17 protein-coding genes are annotated in these 17,560 nt (G+C 70.8%); 8 read left to right on the top strand and 9 right to left on the bottom strand.

Features of this window, described 5'->3' with window-relative positions:
* Positions 1 to 61: 61 nt before the first annotated feature.
* A complete protein-coding gene (locus tag OG520_RS32535; protein WP_114243580.1) occupies positions 62 to 922 on the bottom strand; it encodes a 3-hydroxybutyryl-CoA dehydrogenase in 861 nt (286 codons plus the stop codon).
* A gap of 216 nt (positions 923 to 1,138) precedes the next feature.
* Between OG520_RS32535 and OG520_RS32540 the strand changes: the two genes are divergently transcribed.
* On the top strand, positions 1,139 to 2,404 hold the full coding sequence (locus OG520_RS32540; protein ID WP_399330275.1) for a glycoside hydrolase family 10 protein: 1,266 nt from the start codon (positions 1,139 to 1,141) through the stop codon (positions 2,402 to 2,404).
* 131 nt (positions 2,405 to 2,535) lie between these two features.
* Here the strand turns inward: OG520_RS32540 and OG520_RS32545 are convergent, their stop codons facing one another.
* Both OG520_RS32545 and OG520_RS32550 read right to left on the bottom strand, forming a co-directional pair.
* Entirely contained in the window at positions 2,536 to 2,745 is a 210-nt protein-coding gene (locus tag OG520_RS32545) for a DUF1918 domain-containing protein (protein WP_266421746.1), read from the bottom strand.
* Between the two features lie 86 nt (positions 2,746 to 2,831).
* Positions 2,832 to 3,830 (bottom strand): DMT family transporter, encoded by a 999-nt coding sequence (locus tag OG520_RS32550; protein ID WP_406015492.1) that lies wholly within the window; start codon positions 3,828 to 3,830, stop codon positions 2,832 to 2,834.
* Here OG520_RS32550 and OG520_RS32555 point away from each other — a divergent pair.
* Both OG520_RS32555 and OG520_RS32560 read left to right on the top strand, forming a co-directional pair.
* The gene (locus tag OG520_RS32555) at positions 3,829 to 5,298 is read left to right on the top strand and encodes a PLP-dependent aminotransferase family protein (protein ID WP_406015493.1); all 1,470 of its coding nucleotides are present in this window, start codon (positions 3,829 to 3,831) and stop codon (positions 5,296 to 5,298) included. The two genes, OG520_RS32550 and OG520_RS32555, sit on opposite strands and share 2 nt — an antisense overlap.
* 146 nt (positions 5,299 to 5,444) lie before the next feature.
* A complete protein-coding gene (locus OG520_RS32560; protein WP_406015494.1) occupies positions 5,445 to 6,020 on the top strand; it encodes a histidine phosphatase family protein in 576 nt (191 codons plus the stop codon).
* Between the two features lie 332 nt (positions 6,021 to 6,352).
* On the opposite strand, the gene OG520_RS32565 is transcribed toward OG520_RS32560, so the two are convergent.
* The 5 genes from OG520_RS32565 to OG520_RS32585 all read right to left on the bottom strand — a co-directional run bounded on the left by OG520_RS32565 (position 6,353) and on the right by OG520_RS32585 (position 9,698).
* Positions 6,353 to 7,096: a Clp protease N-terminal domain-containing protein gene (locus OG520_RS32565; protein WP_406015495.1), complete on the bottom strand. Its 744-nt coding sequence runs from the start codon at positions 7,094 to 7,096 to the stop codon at positions 6,353 to 6,355.
* A gap of 55 nt (positions 7,097 to 7,151) precedes the next feature.
* Positions 7,152 to 7,655 (bottom strand): hypothetical protein, encoded by a 504-nt coding sequence (locus OG520_RS32570; RefSeq protein WP_406015496.1) that lies wholly within the window; start codon positions 7,653 to 7,655, stop codon positions 7,152 to 7,154.
* A gap of 110 nt (positions 7,656 to 7,765) precedes the next feature.
* Positions 7,766 to 8,263, bottom strand: coding sequence for a peptidylprolyl isomerase (locus OG520_RS32575; RefSeq protein WP_266421761.1), 498 nt, complete (start codon positions 8,261 to 8,263; stop codon positions 7,766 to 7,768).
* Positions 8,264 to 8,517: 254 nt separating this feature from the next.
* Positions 8,518 to 8,880, bottom strand: coding sequence for a hypothetical protein (locus tag OG520_RS32580; protein ID WP_406015497.1), 363 nt, complete (start codon positions 8,878 to 8,880; stop codon positions 8,518 to 8,520).
* Entirely contained in the window at positions 8,859 to 9,698 is an 840-nt protein-coding gene (locus tag OG520_RS32585; RefSeq protein ID WP_406015498.1) for a serine hydrolase domain-containing protein, read from the bottom strand. Before OG520_RS32585 ends, OG520_RS32580 begins: the two co-directional genes overlap by 22 nt.
* 347 nt (positions 9,699 to 10,045) lie before the next feature.
* Here OG520_RS32585 and OG520_RS32590 point away from each other — a divergent pair, with 347 nt between their 5' ends.
* Positions 10,046 to 11,383, top strand: a complete 1,338-nt coding sequence (locus OG520_RS32590) for an MFS transporter (protein WP_406015499.1) — start codon at positions 10,046 to 10,048, stop codon at positions 11,381 to 11,383.
* Here the strand turns inward: OG520_RS32590 and OG520_RS32595 are convergent.
* Positions 11,361 to 11,963: a TetR/AcrR family transcriptional regulator gene (locus OG520_RS32595; RefSeq protein ID WP_406015500.1), complete on the bottom strand. Its 603-nt coding sequence runs from the start codon at positions 11,961 to 11,963 to the stop codon at positions 11,361 to 11,363. The genes OG520_RS32590 and OG520_RS32595 overlap by 23 nt on opposite strands.
* Positions 11,964 to 12,096: 133 nt before the next feature.
* Here OG520_RS32595 and OG520_RS32600 point away from each other — a divergent pair, with 133 nt between their 5' ends.
* The 4 genes from OG520_RS32600 to OG520_RS32615 all read left to right on the top strand — a co-directional run bounded on the left by OG520_RS32600 (position 12,097) and on the right by OG520_RS32615 (position 17,455).
* Positions 12,097 to 13,695: a class I adenylate-forming enzyme family protein gene (locus tag OG520_RS32600; protein ID WP_406015501.1), complete on the top strand. Its 1,599-nt coding sequence runs from the start codon at positions 12,097 to 12,099 to the stop codon at positions 13,693 to 13,695.
* Between the two features lie 61 nt (positions 13,696 to 13,756).
* On the top strand, positions 13,757 to 14,953 hold the full coding sequence (locus OG520_RS32605; RefSeq protein WP_406015502.1) for an acyl-CoA dehydrogenase family protein: 1,197 nt from the start codon (positions 13,757 to 13,759) through the stop codon (positions 14,951 to 14,953).
* Positions 14,954 to 15,004: 51 nt separating this feature from the next.
* Complete coding sequence (locus tag OG520_RS32610; protein WP_406015503.1) at positions 15,005 to 16,081, top strand: CoA transferase; 1,077 nt, start codon at positions 15,005 to 15,007, stop codon at positions 16,079 to 16,081.
* A gap of 513 nt (positions 16,082 to 16,594) precedes the next feature.
* A complete protein-coding gene (locus tag OG520_RS32615) occupies positions 16,595 to 17,455 on the top strand; it encodes a phosphotransferase (RefSeq protein WP_406016626.1) in 861 nt (286 codons plus the stop codon).
* Positions 17,456 to 17,560: the final 105 nt, after the last annotated feature.

Raw genomic sequence — 17,560 nt, forward strand, 5'->3', positions numbered from 1 at the left:
CCGCGAACGGGGCCGGTCCTGGGATCGCCCGGACCGGCCCCGTACGGGCACGAAGGAAGGATCAGGAGTACGGGTAGAAGCCCGAGCCGGTCTTGCGGCCGAGCCGGCCCGCGTCCACCATGCGCTGGAGCAGCGGGGGAGCGGCGTACAGCGGCTCCTTGAACTCCGCGTACATCGAGTCGGCGACCGAGGCCACCGTGTCGAGACCGATCAGATCGGAGAGCTTGAGCGGGCCCATGGGGTGGGCGCAGCCGAGCTCCATGCCGTTGTCGATGTCCTCACGGCTGGCGATCCCCGACTCGAACATCCGGATCGCGGAGAGCAGATACGGAATCAGCAGCGCGTTGACGACGAAGCCGGAGCGGTCCTGGGCGCGGATCGGGTGCTTGCCGAGGACGTCCTGCACCAGGGCCTCGGCGCGCTTCACCGTCTCGTCGGACGTCGTCAGCGCGGGGATCAGCTCGACGAGCTTCTGCACCGGCGCCGGGTTGAAGAAGTGGATGCCGATGACCTGGTCCGGGCGGGAGGTCGCCACGGCCAGCTTCACCAGCGGGATGGAGGAGGTGTTCGAGGCGAGGATCGCGTCCTGCCGGGTCACCACCTGGTCGAGCACCTGGAAGATCTCGGTCTTGACCTGCTCGTTCTCCACGACGGCCTCGATGACGAGATCGCGGTCGGCGAATTCGCCCAGGTCCGTGGTGAAGCTCAGCCGGGCGAGTGTCTCGTCGCGCTCCTCGGGAGTGATCTTGCCGCGCTCGGCGGCCTTCGAGAGGGAGTTGTGCAGCCGGGTGCGGCCGATCTCCAACGCCTCGCCGGTGGTCTCGGCCACCATGACCTCGAGACCGCTGCGGGCGCACACCTCCGCGATGCCCGCGCCCATCTGGCCACAGCCCACCACTCCGACGCGTGCAATGTCGGCCATAGAGTCCGTCACCTCGTGCCTTTCGCTGTTCTGCGTGTCGCAGGTTCCCGTCTGATTCCGGTGCCCGCCCCGACCCCCCGACGTTACTCCGCGACCTACGGGTCATCGTGGGCCGGGGCGGGCATGCTCTGCGTTACGCCCGGATACCCGGGGTGACGATGTGGACAGAGAGACGGCAGGTGCAGCGAAATGCGGCAAATGGCCCGAAGAGGCTTTGTGGCGGGTGCGGCCGGGGTGGTTGCGGGGGTGGTGAGCACCGTCACCGCGGCCGGTGACGCGGCCGCGGTTCCGCCCCGGCGGACCGGTGCCGGGCGCCCCGGCGCACCGGCGCGCCCGGGTGCTCACCATGTGGCACGGCGCGAACTGCGCGGCATCTGGGTCGCCACCGTCGCCAACGTCGACTGGCCCTCGGCGCCCGGCCTGACGCCGGCCGCGCAGCGGGCCGAGCTGATCGCGTACCTCGACGAGGCCGTGGCCCGGCGGCTGAACACCGTGATCCTCCAGGTCCGGCCGACCGCCGACGCGCTGTGGCCCTCGCCCTACGAACCGTGGTCCCAGTACCTCACCGGCGTCCAGGGCAAGGACCCCGGCTGGGACCCGCTGGGCACCGCGGTGAGCGAGGCGCACCGTCGCGGTCTGGAGCTGCACGCCTGGTTCAACCCGTACCGGGTCGCCAACCACACCGACCCGTCCCGGCTGGCTGCCACCCACCCGGCCCGACTGCACCCCGACTGGGTCCTGCCGTACGGCGGGAAGCTCTACTACAACCCCGGGATCCCCGAGGTCCGCCGCTTCGTCCAGGACGCGATGCTGGACGCGGTCCGCCGCTACGACATCGACGCCGTGCACTGGGACGACTACTTCTACCCGTACCCGGTGGCCGGGCAGGTCTTCGACGACGACGCCACGTACGCCAAGTACGGCGCGGGTTTCCCGGACAAGGCCGCCTGGCGGCGCGACAACACCGACAAGCTGGTCCGCGAGACCGCCGAGCGGATCAAGAAGATCAAGAAGAACGTCCAGTTCGGGATCAGCCCGTTCGGGGTGTGGCGCAACGCCGCGACCGACCCGCTCGGCTCCGACACCAAGGCGGGGGTGCAGACCTACGACGATCTGTACGCCGACACCCGCGGCTGGGTCAGGAAGGGCTGGATCGACTACATCTGCCCGCAGGTCTACTGGAACATCGGCTTCGCCGCCGCCGACTACGCCGAGCTCGTGCCCTGGTGGAGCGAGGCCGTGCGCGGCACCGGCGTCAACCTGTTCGTGGGGGAGGCGCTCTACAAGGCCGGTGACCCCGCCCAGCCCGCCGCCTGGCAGGACCCGGCCGAACTCTCCCGGCACCTCGACTTCGCAGCCGGGTACGACCAGGTGCGCGGTCACGTCTACTTCTCCGGGAAGGACGTGGTCACGGACCGGATCGGGGCCATGGACCGGGTGGTGGGCGACCACTACCGCAACCGGGTGCGCCCACCCCGCTGACACGAAGTGCGCCCACCCCGCCGGGACAAGAATGCGGAGTGGGCGCGAGAGGTGTCGGGGGCGGGCTGCCGGGAACCGGCCGGCCCGCCCGCGGCCCGGAGGCGAAGAGCAGTGCCGTCCGCCGGAGGCCGCTACGGAGTCGGGGGCTGTTTCCGGATACAGGTGTGCTCTACGACGCTGTCGGGACCGGGTGCAATCAGGTGTTCGTGTCCGTCGTCGGAGCGCACGCGGTACGGGGGAGCGCCCCCGGCCCCGAGCACTTCGACGATCTCTGCGACCTTGTCGTGCTGGCCCACGGTCCTGCCGTGCGTCACCAGCCGGTCGCCCGTGTGTGCCTCCATCGGGACTGACCTCCTCACGGATGGCGGTCCATGTCGACAAGTCTATGACCGAAAGGCGACTTCGCCCGGTGGAGCGGGCGGGTCCTTCACCGCGGACGCCGGGCCCGCCCCGCCCGCTGGGTGGCCGCGATGCAGACGAGCACCGCGAGTGCCGCCACCGGCGCCGCGGCCGAGACCGTCTCGCCGAGCAGGAAGAACGACCAGACCAGGGTCAGCAACGGCTGCGCGAGCTGGAGCTGGCTGGCTCTCGGCACCCCTATCTCCGCCATCCCGCGGTACCAGACGTACAGGCCGAGGCAGGTCGAGCCGGCCGCCACCCAGACCAGACCGATCACCCCGTGCGCGGTCAGCCGCACCGGCTCGGCCGGCAACGCGACCGCCGCTCCCGCCACCGCGAGCGGCAGACAGAGCACCAGCGCCCAGCCGACCACCTGCCAGCCCGGCATGACCCGGGCCAGCCTGCCGCCCTCGGTGTACCCCGCCGCGCACACCAGCAGCGCGCCGAACAGATACAGATCGCCGCCGGACAGCTCACCCCCGCTCTGCTGCACGGTGAACACGATCACCACGGCGGCACCGGCCAGCGACGCGACCCAGAAGGCGCGGGGCGGTCGCGCTCCTGTACGCAGCGAGGAGAACACCGCGGTGGTCAGCGGCAGCAGCCCCACGACCACGGCCGCGTGCGAGGTCGTCGAGGTCTGCAGCGCCAGCGTGGTCAGCAGCGGGAAGCCGATCACCACACCCGCGGCGACGACGGCGAGCCCGGCCCGGTGTCGTCGGTCCGGCAGCGCGACGCGTCCCAGCAGCAGCGCACTGCCTGCGATCACCGCGGCGAGCAGGGTACGCAGCGCCACCAGGGACCAGGGGCCGAAGCTCTCCAGGCCCCAGGCCGTGGAAGGAAAGGTCAGCGAGAAGGCGAGGACACCGAGCCCGGCGAGAACGGCGCCGCCGCGGTTCCCCTCATGGCCTGTGACGCGGCCCGTCCCGCTCCCGGCCGCACTGTCGGCCCCGCGGTCGGGATCGATGCCGACGGAGGAACCAACCGCTATCGTGCCATTATTGGTAGCGCTATCCTTGGCTCTCATGCAAGAGCGTAGCAGTGTCGCCGACCTCGCCGGATCGCTCCGGAGTGAGGTGAACCGCTACTTGCCCGGTGGGAAGCTGCCGTCGAGTCGAGCCCTGGTGGAGCGCTTCCGGGTCAGCCCCGTCACCGTCTCCCGGGCCATCTCCCAGCTCGTCGCCGAGGGGCTGGTGGTCACCAGGCCCGGCTCCGGCGCCTTCCGGGCACAGCCCCGCACCGATGTGCCCCCGCCGGGCGACACCTCCTGGCAGGAGGTCTCCCTCAGCGGCGACGGCGGCCCCGAGGTGGTGCCGCGCACCGTCGACGCCTCCGGAGTCCTGGTCACGCTCGCCGCGCCGCCGCCCGGTGTCATCGAGCTGAACGGCGGCTACCTCCACCCCTCGCTCCAGCCGGAGCGGGCACTCGCCGCCGCCCTCGCGCGGGCCGGCCGCCGCCCCGGCGCCTGGGGCCGGCCACCCACCGACGGCCTGACCGAACTGCGCTCCTGGTTCGCCCGGGAGATCGGGCCCGCGTTCACCGCCGCCGACGTGCTGATCACCGCGGGCGGCCAGAGCGCCCTGGCCACCGCACTGCGCGCCCTCGCCCCGCCCGGCGCCCCGTTGCTGGTCGAGTCACCCACCTACCCCGGCATGCTGGCGGTCGCCCGCGCCGCCGGACTGCGGCCCGTGCCGGTGCCCATGGATGCCGACGGCGTACGGCCGGAGCTGCTCGACGCGGCGTTCCGCGCGACCGGTGCCCGCGTCTTCGTCTGCCAGCCGCTCTTCCAGAACCCGACCGGCGCGGTCCTCGCCCCGGAACGGCGCGCCGAGGTCGTCCGGATCGCCCGTGCGGCGGGCGCCTTCGTCATCGAGGACGACTTCGCGCGCCGGCTGGTCCACGACGACGCCGGGCCGCTGCCCGCACCCCTGGCCGCCGACGATCCGGACGGAGTGGTCGTCCACGTCTGCTCCCTCACCAAGATCGCCTCGCCGAGCCTGCGGGTGGGGGCGCTCGCCGCCCGCGGGCCGGTACTGGGCCGGCTGCGGGCCATCCAGGTCGTCGACAGCTTCTTCGTCCCCCGGCCGCTCCAGGAGGCCGCGCTCGAACTCGTGGGGTCCCCGGCCTGGGGCCGCCATCTGCGGTCGGTGTCGACCGGGCTGAGGAACCGCCGCATCGCCATGACGACGGCCCTGAGCCTGGAACTGCCCGCCCTCACGGTCCCGCACATCCCCGCCGGCGGCGGCAGTCTGTGGTTGCGCCTGCCCGAGGCGGAGGCCGGTACGGACGAGTCCGCGGTGGTCTCGGCGGCCCTGCGCGCGGGTGTCGCCGTCGCACCCGGCCGCCCGTACTTCTGCGCGGAACCCCCGGCCCCGCAGATCCGGTTGAGTTACTCCGCGGTCGCCGGGCCGGCCGAGATCGCCGAGGGGATCCGCCGGCTGCGCACCGCCTGCGACGAAGTCCTGACCGGTTCCGGGGGCGGCCTCCGGCCCTGACCCGGGCTGCCCGAGCGGTCCCTGAGAAGGCCACTTCAGGCCAATCGGGGGCAGGTGCCGCGGGATCCGCCCCGGGCCGGGACGGGACGGAAGGACTCGTGAAGGCCCTCTTGACCGGAAGGGTGTTCGGATCCACGATCACCGCCATGACTTCCAGAGTCTCGTTGGTCGCGGCGGCACGCAGCTCCGCCGTGCTCGCCGAGCGCTTCGACGACGACCGGCCGCTGGACCACACCGGTCTGTACGAGGTCCGGCTCGCCGCGCCCGCCCTCATGTCTCTGGGCGCCGCCGAGCTGCGCTACTGCTCGCCGACCCCGCGCAGCCGTGCGACCGGCGACGCACTCGGCTTCGCCCCGCTCGTCCAACCCGCCCTGCGCGACTGCGACATGGGCCGCTGGCGCGGCTGCACCCTCGCCGACGTCACCGCATGCGAACCCGCGGCGGTCGACGCCTGGCTCGCGGACCCGCGCTCCGCCCCGCACGGCGGTGAACCGCTGCTCGCGTTCATCTCGCGGATAGGGGGCTGGCTGGACACCCGCCCCGCATGCGAGGGCGCCATCGTCGCCGTCGCCGAACCGGCGGTCGTCCGGGCCGCGCTCGTCTACGCGCTCAAGGCCCCGCCGTCGACGTACTGGAGCGTGGACGTCGGGCCGCTCTCCACGGTCACGCTCACCGGTGTGCCGGGCCGCTGGAGTCTCCGGCTCGAAGCGGGAGTCCGCTGAAGTTTCTGGAGAACTTCCCGGCGAATTTCCGGGGGTACGGGGAACCGGGCGCGGCGGTCGCCGTACCTGTCGGCGGTTCCGTGGTCTGCCTGCGGGGCGGTCGGCCGGACGGCGTCCCCGTCCGGCCCCGGGAGCGGACGGCCCTGGTCAGCGTCCGGTGAGCGAACAACGACGACCGCTCGACGCAGCCCGGCCCCGTCGGCCGGGGGCCGTGCGGGCCTCGCCGCCCCGGTCGCCGCGTACTGGCCGGAATTCGCCGCGGCGGGCCCGGCACCGGCGTACGACGACCGGCACCGGGTCCGCCGGGGCGTCCGGCGGACCCGGCGGCTCGGTCAGCCGTCCTCCCGCGAGCCGGTGAGGAGGGTGAGGGCCTCGGCGATGCCCGTCTCGGCGGTCGCCTTGTCGATGCCGAGATCCGTCAGCACACCCGTACCGTCCTCCTGCTCCAGCAGCGCGAGCAGGATGTGCTCGGTTCCGATGTAGTTGTGGCCCATCCGAAGAGCCTCCCGGAACGTCAGCTCCAGCGCCTTGCGGGCCCCGGCGTCGTACGGGACGATCTCCGGCAGCTCGCCGGTCACGGCCGGTGGCAGTGCCTCGGTCGCGGCCCGGCGGACGTCCTCCAGCGTGATGCCCTGGGCCTTGACGAACGCCGCGGCCAGCCCTTCGGGCTCGCTGAGCAGCCCCAGCACCAGGTGCGCGGTGCCCACCTCGTCGTTGTGTGCCGTGCGGGCCTCGTTCTGCGCGGCCATCACGACGTTCCTGGCCCGCGGGGTGAAGCGGCTGAACCCCTGGCTGGGGTCGAGATCCGACACCTCGCCGGGGTCCTTGGCCACGAACCGCTTCTGGGCCGCCTGCCTGGTCACCCCCATGCTCTTGCCGATCTCGGTCCAGGAGGCGCCCGAGCGCCGGGCCTGGTCCACGAAGTGGCCGATCAGGTGGTCGGCGATGTCACCGAGGTGGTCCGCGGCGATCACCGCGTCGGAGAGCTGGTCGAGGGCGTCGGTGTGCACCTTTTTGATGGCCTCGATCAGATCGTCGAGGCGCACGGGATGGGTCGGGCGTACGGGATTCACCATGTGTCAACCGTAGGTTGACAGTCCCCGGGGTGTCAACCATCGGTTGACAGTGAGGTCAGTGGCGCGACGCATTGCAGAAGACGCATGCCTCCCAGTACGCCGGCGCGCACAGCACGCGGTGCCGTACGCACGAGGCCATGGCGGCCTCCTCCGGACCGGGGAAGGGGAAAATGCCGCTCCGCGGCTCGGTGCCGGCGGGGTCGAACGCCTCGACCATCTCCCGGTACTGCCGCAGATATCCCTCGGCGAACGGTGGTTCGTAGCCCAGCTCGTCCCACCGGTGCCTGCGCAGGGCCAGATCGAGCACCCGCAGCACGAAGCCCTTCGCCGCGGCCTGCTCGCCCGGGGAGCTGCCCCAGTCGACTTCCTCCAGGTCGAATCCGACCACCCCGCGCCCCACGGCGCCCTGGTCCTGCAGGGTCAGCAGGGTGGCGAAGCGGTACTCCCAGACGCTCTCGGCGAGATCGGACACGGCCAGCATGAGCACATCGACGAAGACGTCCGTGCCCCCGTTGGACATGGACAGACTGCGGCCCCCGCCGTGGAAGAAGTTTCCCATCCCGGCACCGTATCGGCGGAGCGGGGGCTGGTCGGCCGCCGGTACGACGGAGCGCGCCGCCCGGCGGGACTGCCGGGCGGCGCGCTCGTTCCAGAGGCTGTGTGTGCGGGTCAGACGGTGCCGCTGTCCGCGATGGTGATCTTCGCCTGCGGGCGGCCGCTCTGGGAGCCGAGGGACTCGATCTTCTTGACCAGCTTCATGCTGTCCTCGTCGTCGACCTCGCCGAAGACCACGTGCTTGCCGTCCAGCCACGACGTCACGATCGTCGTGATGAAGAACTGCGAGCCGTTGGAGTGGGGGCCGCTGTTGGCCATGGACAGCTGGCCCGGCTTGGTGTGCGCGAGCTTGAAGTTCTCGTCCGGGAACTTGGCGCCGTAGATGCTCTGGCCGCCCGTGCCGTCGCCCCGGGTGAAGTCGCCGCCCTGCAGCATGAAGTCGGGGATGATCCGGTGGAAGGACGACCCCTTGTAACCGAAGCCCTTCTCGCCCGTCGCCAGCTGGCGGAAGTTCTCCGCCGTCTTGGGAACGATGTCGTCGAACAGCTTGAACGTGATCCGCCCGGCGGGCTCGTCGTTGATGGTGATGTCGAAGTAAACCTTGCTCGTCATGGAACCATCCTGACATCGACTCGTTCGGCATCGACGGGCGGGCACGGGTGGCACGCGCGCTCGGGCGGCGTCCGCCCCCTCGCGTCCGCCCCCTCGCGTGCGCTCCCGCGCGCGTGCGACGACCCGTTCCCGTCCGGGCTTCCTGGTCAGGCGGAGCTCGGCTTCCGCCGCGATCACCGGGTTCCCGAACGGCGCGATCACCGGGTTCCGGAACAGTCGGCCCCTGCCGCGGCGCCGGGCCCGTGGCGCCGGGGTCAGCTCGTGCGCTGGAGGTGGGCGCCGATCTGCAGGAACGCCGGGACGAGCGGGGCCGCGGGGGCGACCGGAGACATCACCTGGGATCCGTAATGGACGATGACGGTCTCCAACTGGGGCGAGATGAAGAGGCGTTGGCCGTGAATGCCGCTGGCCATGAAGGAGCCGTAGGGGTCGTTCAGGATCCACCAGAAGTCGTGGTAGGAGAGGTTGGCGGGGGCGCTGGGCGGCGCGGCGGGAAAGCGGACGCGCTTGGGGTAGCCCTCCGGCGCTTCGGTGATGGCGGCGGTCACGGCGTTCGGAATGATCTGCCGGTCCGCGACGGCACCGCCGCAGCGGATCATCTCGCCGAGCCGGGCCACGTCGCGGGCGGTGGCGCTGAATCCGCCGCAGGCGGCTTCGGCGCCCTCGCTGTCCAGGACGTAGTATCCTCGTCGGCGCCGAGCCGGGACCAGATCATGTCGCTCAGCAGGGCCGAGGTGGTGGTGCCGGTGACGCGGCGGAGGATTTCGGCGAGCGCTTCGACGTTGCCGTTCTCGTAGCGGAACCCGGTCCCCGGTGCGGCGGTCGCGCGTGCGGTGGTGAGGTGTTCGCGGATGCTGGTGGGGCCGCTGTAGCCGTAGGGGCGCAGGGGTGGTGCGACGACCGCGAAGTAGCGCTGGGCCTCGACGGGCTTGTCGAAGGGGCGCCCCGCGTAGGAGACATGGGTTCCCATGTGCAGCAGGTGGTCGACGGTGCTGTCCCCGAAGGCGGTGCCGGCGAGTTCGGGGATGTACGAGGAGGCTGTCGCGTCACGGTCGAGGGTTCCCCGGTGGGCCAGGGTGGCCGCCAGGAGGCCTACGTACGACTTGGCCGCCGAGGCGTTGAAGTGGGCGTCGTGGGGCCGCAGCCCGTGCGGGTAGTTCTCGTAGACGACGGTGCCGCGGTGCATCACCAGGAGGGCGTCGGTCTCGGCGGCCGCGAAGAGGTCCTGGAGGGTCAGGGTGCGGCCGTCGGGCGCGGTGATCGTGAGCTGTTCGATGCCGGCGGTGCCGGTCGGCAGGCTGCGGGCGGGGTCCGGTCCGCGCCACACCCGCCGGCTGGGCAGCAGTTCCCGGCCCGACGTGGTGTAGCGGCGCACCCATGCCGGGTCGGTGTAGCCGCGGGACCAGTGGAGATGCGCCAGCGGTGCCTCGGTCATGCGCGCTCCTCGAAATTGAGTGACGTTCCGAATTGAGTGACGTTCCGATCGCTACCATACACACCGTCTGATTTCATGACTGTCGCGTTCTGATTCGTCACTTTCTCCAGCGATCGACTCGTGATGCATCGCCTCACTTGCCATAGAAGCATTGACCGGAAGTGGCCAGCGCGTTACGTTGCCGAATCAACAGCCCATTACTGGACGCTGTGTTCAACGCTTTGCCGTCGCACCCCGACTGGGCGTGCCCGGACGGGAGCGGCGCCGCCACCCGCGTCAGCTCGATGCCGCGCCTCCCGCCGCAGAGCATTCGCCCCCTGCTTCTCCCGAACCGCAGGAGTCTCCCTATGTCCTCGCAGCCATCACCGCCGCTGGCTCTCGACGCGCCCGGCGACCTCGCGGCGCCGGCGTTCGACCGGCGCCGCGCCTGGCTCGTCACCGCGCTGATCGTCACGTTCATGATCGTCAATTTCGCGGACAAGTCGGTGCTCGGACTGGCGGCCGACCCGATCATGGACGAGCTGGACATCAGCCACAGCACCTACGGCCTGATCTCCAGCTCCTACTCGATCCTGTTCAGCCTCTCCGGGCTGGTCGTCGGCTTCTTCGCCGCACGCATCTCCAGCCGGGTCCTGCTGTTCGTGATGTGCGTGGTGTGGGGCCTGGCCCAGCTGCCCGTCCTGATCGTCTCGGCCGTGCCGGCGCTGGTCGCCGGCCGGGTGCTGCTCGGTGCGGCGGAGGGGCCGGCCACGCCGATGTCGATGCACGCCCTGTACAAGTGGTTTCCGGTCGGCCGACGCGGCCTGCCCTCGGCCCTGCAGATCAGTGGTGCCGCGCTCGGCACCCTCATAGCGGCGCCCGTGGTGACCTGGCTGATCACCCGGTTCGGGTGGCGTTCGGCCTTCGCCGCGCTGGCCGTGACGAGCCTGGTGTGGAGCGCGGTGTGGTGGTTCGTCGGGCGCGACGGGCCCTATGACCGGCCTTCCGCGCGCGTACCGGCCGGGACCGGCGGGCCCGCGCGCGTCCCGTATCGCCGCCTACTGCTCTCCGGCACGGTGATCGGGAGCGTGGCCAGCGCCTTCGGGGCGTCGTGGGCGATGGCCCTCAGCCAGGCGTGGCTGCCGTCGTACCTCAGGAACGAGCTCACCATGAGCCCGGGGACGGCGGCGGCGGTGCTCAGTGCCGTGTCCGCCTTGAGTTTCGTACTGCTGCTGGCACTGTCCCCGATGGTCGACCGGCTGACCCGGCGCGGCGTGTCGCTGCGCCTTTCCAGCGGTGTGCCGCAGGGCCTGGCGGTGGCGTGTGCGGGGGCGGCGATGGCGGTGTTCCCCTTCGTCGGCCCGCTGCCGGTGCGGCTCGTCCTGATCGCGGTCGCCTTCGCGGTGCACTCCATCGCCTTCCCGCTGCACTACATGACGGCCGCGGCGGTCGTGCCCGCCTCCCAGCGCGGCGCGCTCTTCGGGATCGTGGCTGCGACGGGGACGCTTCCGGGGCTGCTGGCCCCCTCTCTGACCGGCCGCCTGCTGGACACGGCGCCCTCGGTGAGTGCGGGCTACGCGCAGTCGTTCGCGCTGGCCGCGGGCGTCATGATCACCTGCGGTGCGGTGGCCGTCTGCTGTATCCGCCCGGCCCGGGACGCCGCGCGGCTCAGTGCGTCCTCGGTCAGCCCCGGTCAGGTGCGGTGAAGCCGCTGGCCCAGTACCGGCCGTGCAGGGCCAGGTCCAGGAGCATGCGGACGGCCTCTTCGGCGGGCATCGGCGGGGTGTCCTGCTCGGCCCACCAGCGCAGTACGGCGATCTGTTCGCCCACCCAGACGCGGGCCAGCAGGTCGGCGTCGATGCGCGGCTGGACGCTGTTGCGTTCGGCGCGGGCCTTGAACTCCTGCGCCGTCGCGGCGGCGCAGGAGTCCATGAACATCTGCAGGGGCTTGCCGTCCCCCTCGCCGCGCAGGACGACCCGGTACACGTCCCGTTCGTCGCTCACGTGCCGCAACATCTCCAGCAGCGGTTTGCCGGTGAATCCGACGGCGCTGCCGGACACCGCCGGCTCCAGACGCTGCGTGAGCTGCTCCAGCAGGTCGGTGGTCACGCGCGCGAACAGGTCGTCCTTGCCCTTGAAGTGCGCGTAGAACGTGGCGCGCGCGACATCGGCCCGCTCGGTGATGTCTTCGACGGTGAGCGCGCTGAAGCCGCGCTCCAGCACCAGCTCCACCAGTGCGCCGCCCAGCGCCCTGCGGGTGCGCCTGGTGCGCCTGTCCTCGGCCATGCGGCCCCCTTCGCCCTGTCGTGGTTCGCGCACAGTCTAGATGGCTCTTGACAGCCCACAAGATACAAAACATTCTGTCCGTAAACGTTCTTGTTGTATTCAATCGATCAGACTGTAAGGCTGGAGATCGTTGATGAACCTCGGCACCTACCTCGCCCGCAGCGCCCGTTACTGGCCCGACGCGACCGCTCTGGTCTGCGGCGAGCGTTCCTGGACGTACGCGGAGCTGGACGGCGCGACCGACCGGCTCGCCTCGGCCCTGATCGCCCGCGGGCTGCGCCCCGGTGACGCGGTCGCCTCCCTGGCCTGGAACCGCGGGGAGCTGGTCGAGGTCGAATTCGCCCTCTACAAGGCCGGACTGGTACGCGCACCGGTCAACGCCCGTCTGGGGCGCGGCGAGATCGAGCACATCCTGCGCTACGCGCCGGTGCGCGCCCTCCTGTTCGACGCGGCGCACCGCGAGGACGCGCTGGCCGCCGTCGAGGCGTCGGGCACCGGCTGTCTTCCCGTGCTCCTCGATGACGAGCCGGCCGCCGCGTCGGGCGCGACACCGGATGCCGCCGCGGTCCTCGGCTACCGGGCCCTGCTCGGCGAGGCGGGAGCGGAGACGGGAGCCGGCCCGGTCGCCACCGACGTGGACGAGGACGCTCCGTGCGTCCTGAACTTCACCTCCGGATCCACCGGAGCGCTCAAGGCCGCCGTCCAGACCTTCGGCAACCGCCTCGCGAACATGCGCAAACTGCTGATGAGCGACGAGTCCCGGCCCCGGCCGGGCACCCGCTACCTCGCCTGCGGCCCCATCACCCACGCCACCGGCATGACCCTGCTGGCCAATGTGTTCGCCGGGGCGACCACCCATGTGCTGCCGGCCTGGAGCGCCGAGGCGTTCGTGGAGACGGTGGAGAGGGAACGCATCACCGCGACGTTCCTCGTCCCCGCCATGGTCAACATGGTGCTGGCCCACCCGGACGCGACCGGGCGGGATCTGTCCAGCCTGACCGGCGTGCGCGTGGGAGGCGCGCCCATCTCGCCCCAACGCCTGCGGGACGCCGTGCGGTTCTTCGGCCCGGTCGTGGCGCAGGGCTACGGCCTGGGCGAGACGACCAGCGTGGTGGCGGGCCTGAGCAGCCAGGAGATCGCCCACGCCGTCGCGGACGACCCCGAACTGCTCCAGTCCTGCGGACGGGCGATGTACGACACCGAGATCCTGATCGTCGACGAGGCCGGCCGACCGCTGCCGCCCCGCGAGGTCGGTGAACTCATCGTCCGCGGCCCCGACTGCGTACGCGAGTACTGGCAGGAGCCCGAACTGTCGGCGCAGACGTTCCGCGACGGCTGGGTCCACACCGGCGACCTCGCCTGGATGCGCGAGGACGGCTACCTGTTCCTCGTCGACCGCAAGAAAGACATGATCATCTCCGGTGGGTTCAACATCTACTCCACCGAGGTCGAGGCCGCCCTCTACGAACACCCCGGTGTCCAGGAGGTCTGCGTCATCGGCGTGCCCGACGAGACGTGGGGCGAAGCGGTCAAGGCCGTCATCGTGCCCCGCCCCGGCCACGCGCCGAGCGCCGACGAGATCACCGCGTTCTGCGCCGAGCGCCTCGACCGCTTCAAGAAGCCCAAGAGCATCGACTTCGTCGGAGAACTGCCCCACAACCGGAACGGAAAGCTCGACCGCAAGGCCGTGCGTGAACCGTTCTGGGCCGGCGCCGACCGCCGCGTGAACTGACCCCGCCCCCCGACCGCCGCGTGAACTGACCCCGCCCCCCGACCGCAAGGACCACCACGACATGACCTTCTCCCTGCGCCCCAGCTACGACGACCCCCAGGTCTCCGGCCTCGTCGACCGACTCCGCACCTACCTCGACGGCGAACTCGCCGACTACGAACGCGACCGCGGCATCACCCACGAGAGCCGCCTCGCCCGCTCCGACCTCGAACCCGTCTGGCAGCGCAGCCGCGAACTCGGCTTCTACGGCATCCATCTGCCCGAGCAGTACGGCGGTCAGAACCTCTCCTACACCGCCCTGGCCGCCCTGAAGGAGGAAGTGGGCGCCTGCGGACGCGTGCTGGGGCACAGCGTGCTCGGCGACATGGGCGGCCCGCTCCGTGCCGGTGACATCCTCGACCACGCCACCGAGTACCAACTGGAGACGTACCTGCTGCCCCTGGTGCGCGGCGAGCGCGCCTGCTGCTTCTCGCTGACCGAGACCGATGCCGGCTCCGACGTCCGGTCCATGCGCACCACCGCCGTCCGCGACGGCGACGGCTACCGCCTGAGCGGCCACAAGGTCTTCAGCTCCGCGGGCCCCTTCGCCGACTTCGCCATCGTCGTGGCCCGGATGGCGGGGACCGGCGAACAGGAGGGCGAGAAGCCGGCCTTCTCCGCCTTCCTCGTCGACCTCGACAGCCCCGGCTGCCGGGTGGCCGACGGCGCCACGCCCATGTCCGGCGAGCACATCGAGAGCGACATCGTGCTGGACGACTGCCACGTCCCCGCCCGGAACCTCCTCGGCGAGGAGGGAAAGGGCATGCGGATCGCGCTCGGCCGCGTCACCACCAACCGGCTCCTGCACTGCCCCACCGTCATCGGCGCCACCCGCCGCGCCCTCGGCCTCACCCTGGAGCGCACCCGCACCCGAAAGGTTGCCGGCGGACAGCCCCTGCTGGCCCTGCAGTCCATCCAGCACAAGGTCGCCGACATGGCCACCGATCTGTACGCGGCCCGCTCGATGACCTACGCCGCGCTCGCCGCCCTCGACCAGGGCAAGGACGTACGCACCGAGGCGTTCATGAGCAAGCTGTTCGTCGCCGAGTCCGCCTTCCGCATCCTCGACCAGGCCGTCCAGATCCACGGCAAGGAAGGTCTCACCCAGGGCAACGAGATCGAGTTCCTGTTCCGCAAGATCCGCATGTTCCGCATCCTGACCGGCACCTCCGAGATCCAGCGCAACGGCATCGCGCACGGCCTCGCCTTCATGGCCTGACCGGCCCTCCCGCCGCACGTCGCCCCTCGCCCCGCAAGACAGGTGCACCCGATGACACCCCCCGCCCACTCCGCAGCCCCCGCCTGGTCGTCGCTGACGGGCAAACGCATCCTCGACCTCTCCCGCCTCCTGCCCGGCCCGTACGCCACGTCCCTGCTCGCCGACCTCGGCGCCGACGTCATCAAGGTCGAATCCCCCCACGCCGGCGACCCCCTGCGGATCGCCCCCGACCTGTTCGACGCGCTCAACCGCAACAAGCGATCGATCGCCCTCGACCTGCGTGACGAGGACGACCGGAACACCTTCCTGGACCTGGTCCGCACCGCCGACGCCGTAGTGGAGAGCTTCCGTCCCGGCGTCCTCGACGGGATGGGCCTGGGCTACGCCACGCTCCACGAGGCCAATCCGCGCCTGGTGCTGTGCTCGCTCAGCGGCTACGGGCAGAGCGGACCGTACGCACAGAAACCCGGCCACGAGCTCAACTTCCTCGGCCTGTCCGGCTTCTTCGCCGTCCCCGGACGACTGGACGGCCACATCACACGCCCCGGCGTCCGGATCGGCGACATGGCCGGAGCCATGCACGCGGCCCTCGCCCTGACCGCCGCCCTCGGCGCCGAGACCGAGGGCCAGCACATCGACGTATCCCTCAGCGAGTCCATCACCGCCTGGTGCTCCCTCTTCGCGCTGCCGCTGCGCGATGTCCCCGACCCCCTCGAAGCGGGTCTGGTCCAGGGCGACAACGACACCTTCACCACCGCCGACGGACGCCGGCTCTCCCTCGCGGCTCGGGCATGGGTTTCGCGCCGCACCAGATCCCCGCGTTCCTGGAGCAGGGCTGGTACGAGCGCTTCATCCGGCCCACGAAGTTCCCCGCCGACGAACGGCGCGTCCGTCGTACCGCGGCCGCCCACCTCGTCTGCCGGTCCGCCCAGTGCACCCTCCGTGAAGCCACACTCGTACTGGGCATCCCGCCGGGCTCGGTCCGTGACGAGGTCAACGACGACGCCTTCTGGAAAGGGGCCAAGGACGCCCCGACCGACTTCCGCTTCGCCGTGGTCGGGCTGGGCACACATCTACGCGAGATCGCCGACTACCTTCCCGACTACCAGCGGCGCCGCGACATCCTGAGCAACTGGGCACTCCCCGAGGAGACTTGGAGGGAGCTGGCCGACCCGCCTCCCTGAAATCTCTGGGAAACGTCCCGTCCCCGACGACCGGAAACGCCAGATCGCCTCCATCTTCATCTGGCAGCGCGTCACCGCCGGGAGCACCTCTTCGCTCCCCGCCCTCTCGAACAGGCCCAGCCCGAGCTGATCCGCCGCGCATGGGCCGCACGGCGCCCCACTACCAGGGGCTGGCTCGGACATGGAGGTGAGCCCAGTCGGCGCCGGCCGCACTGGTTCTGACTGGCATGTCACGGCTCAGTGATCTCCGGGCCACCCCCGACGCTCACCCGGGCCAACTCAAGCGCTCACGGGCCAACCCGAAAACTCAGTCTCAGCCGATGTGACCGAGCGCTTCAGTTGGCGGATGAGCACGCTAGTTGGCGGAGCTGAGCGCTTGAGTTGGCGGACGGGGTTGTGCCGAGCCACGATAGTTGGCACCGCCCTCGCTCATCCATGCCAAGATTCGAGGGTGGATATGACCGACGTCACGCGTGCGATCGCGGCTGCGACTTCGGTCGCCGCATCGCTCGACCTGCCAGCCAACGATGCAATCGTTCTCCACAACTCGAACAAGCTGGCACTGCGGCTGACGCCATGCGACGTCTTTGCCCGGGTCGCCCCTGTGGGACAAGAGGTTGCACAGTTCGAAGTCGATCTCGCTCAGCGGCTCACCGAGGCCGGATGCCCGGTGTGTCCCTTGGAGCCTCGGGCGGACCCGCGTGTGTACACGCGCGATGGCTTCGCAGTGACGCTGTGGACCTACTACGAGCCCGTGACACCTCACACCTCACCGGTCGACTACGCCAAGGCGCTGGAGCAGCTGCACGCCGGCATGCGCAAGGTCGATGTGCCGAGCCCGAGGTTCACGGACCGGATCACGGAGGCGGAAGAAGTTGTCGCCGACCCGGATCGCTCGCCGGAGCTCACCGACGCGGACCGCGTGTTCCTCAGCGGCAGGCTGGCAAGCCTGCGACGAGCGATCGACGACCGCGGCGCCGTGGAGCAGCTGCTCCACGGCGAGCCGCATCCGGGCAATGTGCTCAGCACGAAGAACGGCCCGTTGTTCATCGACCTTGAGACGTGCTGCCGTGGACCCGTCGAGTTCGATCTCGCCCATGTTCCCGAGGCGGTCTGCGAGCACTACCCAGGCGTTGACCAAGGGCTGCTGGACGAGTGCCGGCAGCTCGTTATCGCGATGGTCGCCGCGTGGCGTTGGGAGCTTGGCGACCAGTTTCCGAATGGGAGGCGATTCGGAGAGGAATTCCTGCGCTTGCTGCGCGAGGGTCCTCCTTGGCCGACACTCGACACAGTGACCAGGCGACTGGATGGTCTGTAGAAATCGCCGAAGGTCACGTGAAAGCGGCAAGGAACCAAGCGACGAGACGGTCGCCGTTGCAACCCCATGCGTGCCGGCCTCGCTGCCGCGCTGAACCATGGCGCC

This window comes from Streptomyces sp. NBC_00984 (assembly GCF_045162475.1).
Classification (GTDB): Bacteria; Actinomycetota; Actinomycetes; order Streptomycetales; family Streptomycetaceae; genus Streptomyces.

Bases quoted from the DNA above. Each gene is read 5' to 3' on its own strand.
- OG520_RS32535 (WP_114243580.1), bottom strand. From the start codon at position 922: ATGGCCGACATTGCACGCGTCGGAGTGGTGGGCTGTGGCCAGATGGGC.
- OG520_RS32545 (WP_266421746.1), bottom strand. From the start codon at position 2,745: ATGGAGGCACACACGGGCGACCGGCTGGTGACGCACGGCAGGACCGTG.
- OG520_RS32555 (WP_406015493.1), top strand. From the start codon at position 3,829: ATGCAAGAGCGTAGCAGTGTCGCCGACCTCGCCGGATCGCTCCGGAGT.
- OG520_RS32550 (WP_406015492.1), bottom strand. From the start codon at position 3,830: ATGAGAGCCAAGGATAGCGCTACCAATAATGGCACGATAGCGGTTGGT.
- OG520_RS32560 (WP_406015494.1), top strand. From the start codon at position 5,445: ATGACTTCCAGAGTCTCGTTGGTCGCGGCGGCACGCAGCTCCGCCGTG.
- OG520_RS32565 (WP_406015495.1), bottom strand. From the start codon at position 7,096: ATGGTGAATCCCGTACGCCCGACCCATCCCGTGCGCCTCGACGATCTG.
- OG520_RS32570 (WP_406015496.1), bottom strand. From the start codon at position 7,655: ATGGGAAACTTCTTCCACGGCGGGGGCCGCAGTCTGTCCATGTCCAAC.
- OG520_RS32575 (WP_266421761.1), bottom strand. From the start codon at position 8,263: ATGACGAGCAAGGTTTACTTCGACATCACCATCAACGACGAGCCCGCC.
- OG520_RS32585 (WP_406015498.1), bottom strand. From the start codon at position 9,698: ATGACCGAGGCACCGCTGGCGCATCTCCACTGGTCCCGCGGCTACACC.
- OG520_RS32590 (WP_406015499.1), top strand. From the start codon at position 10,046: ATGTCCTCGCAGCCATCACCGCCGCTGGCTCTCGACGCGCCCGGCGAC.
- OG520_RS32595 (WP_406015500.1), bottom strand. From the start codon at position 11,963: ATGGCCGAGGACAGGCGCACCAGGCGCACCCGCAGGGCGCTGGGCGGC.
- OG520_RS32600 (WP_406015501.1), top strand. From the start codon at position 12,097: ATGAACCTCGGCACCTACCTCGCCCGCAGCGCCCGTTACTGGCCCGAC.
- OG520_RS32605 (WP_406015502.1), top strand. From the start codon at position 13,757: ATGACCTTCTCCCTGCGCCCCAGCTACGACGACCCCCAGGTCTCCGGC.
- OG520_RS32610 (WP_406015503.1), top strand. From the start codon at position 15,005: ATGACACCCCCCGCCCACTCCGCAGCCCCCGCCTGGTCGTCGCTGACG.
- OG520_RS32615 (WP_406016626.1), top strand. From the start codon at position 16,595: ATGACCGACGTCACGCGTGCGATCGCGGCTGCGACTTCGGTCGCCGCA.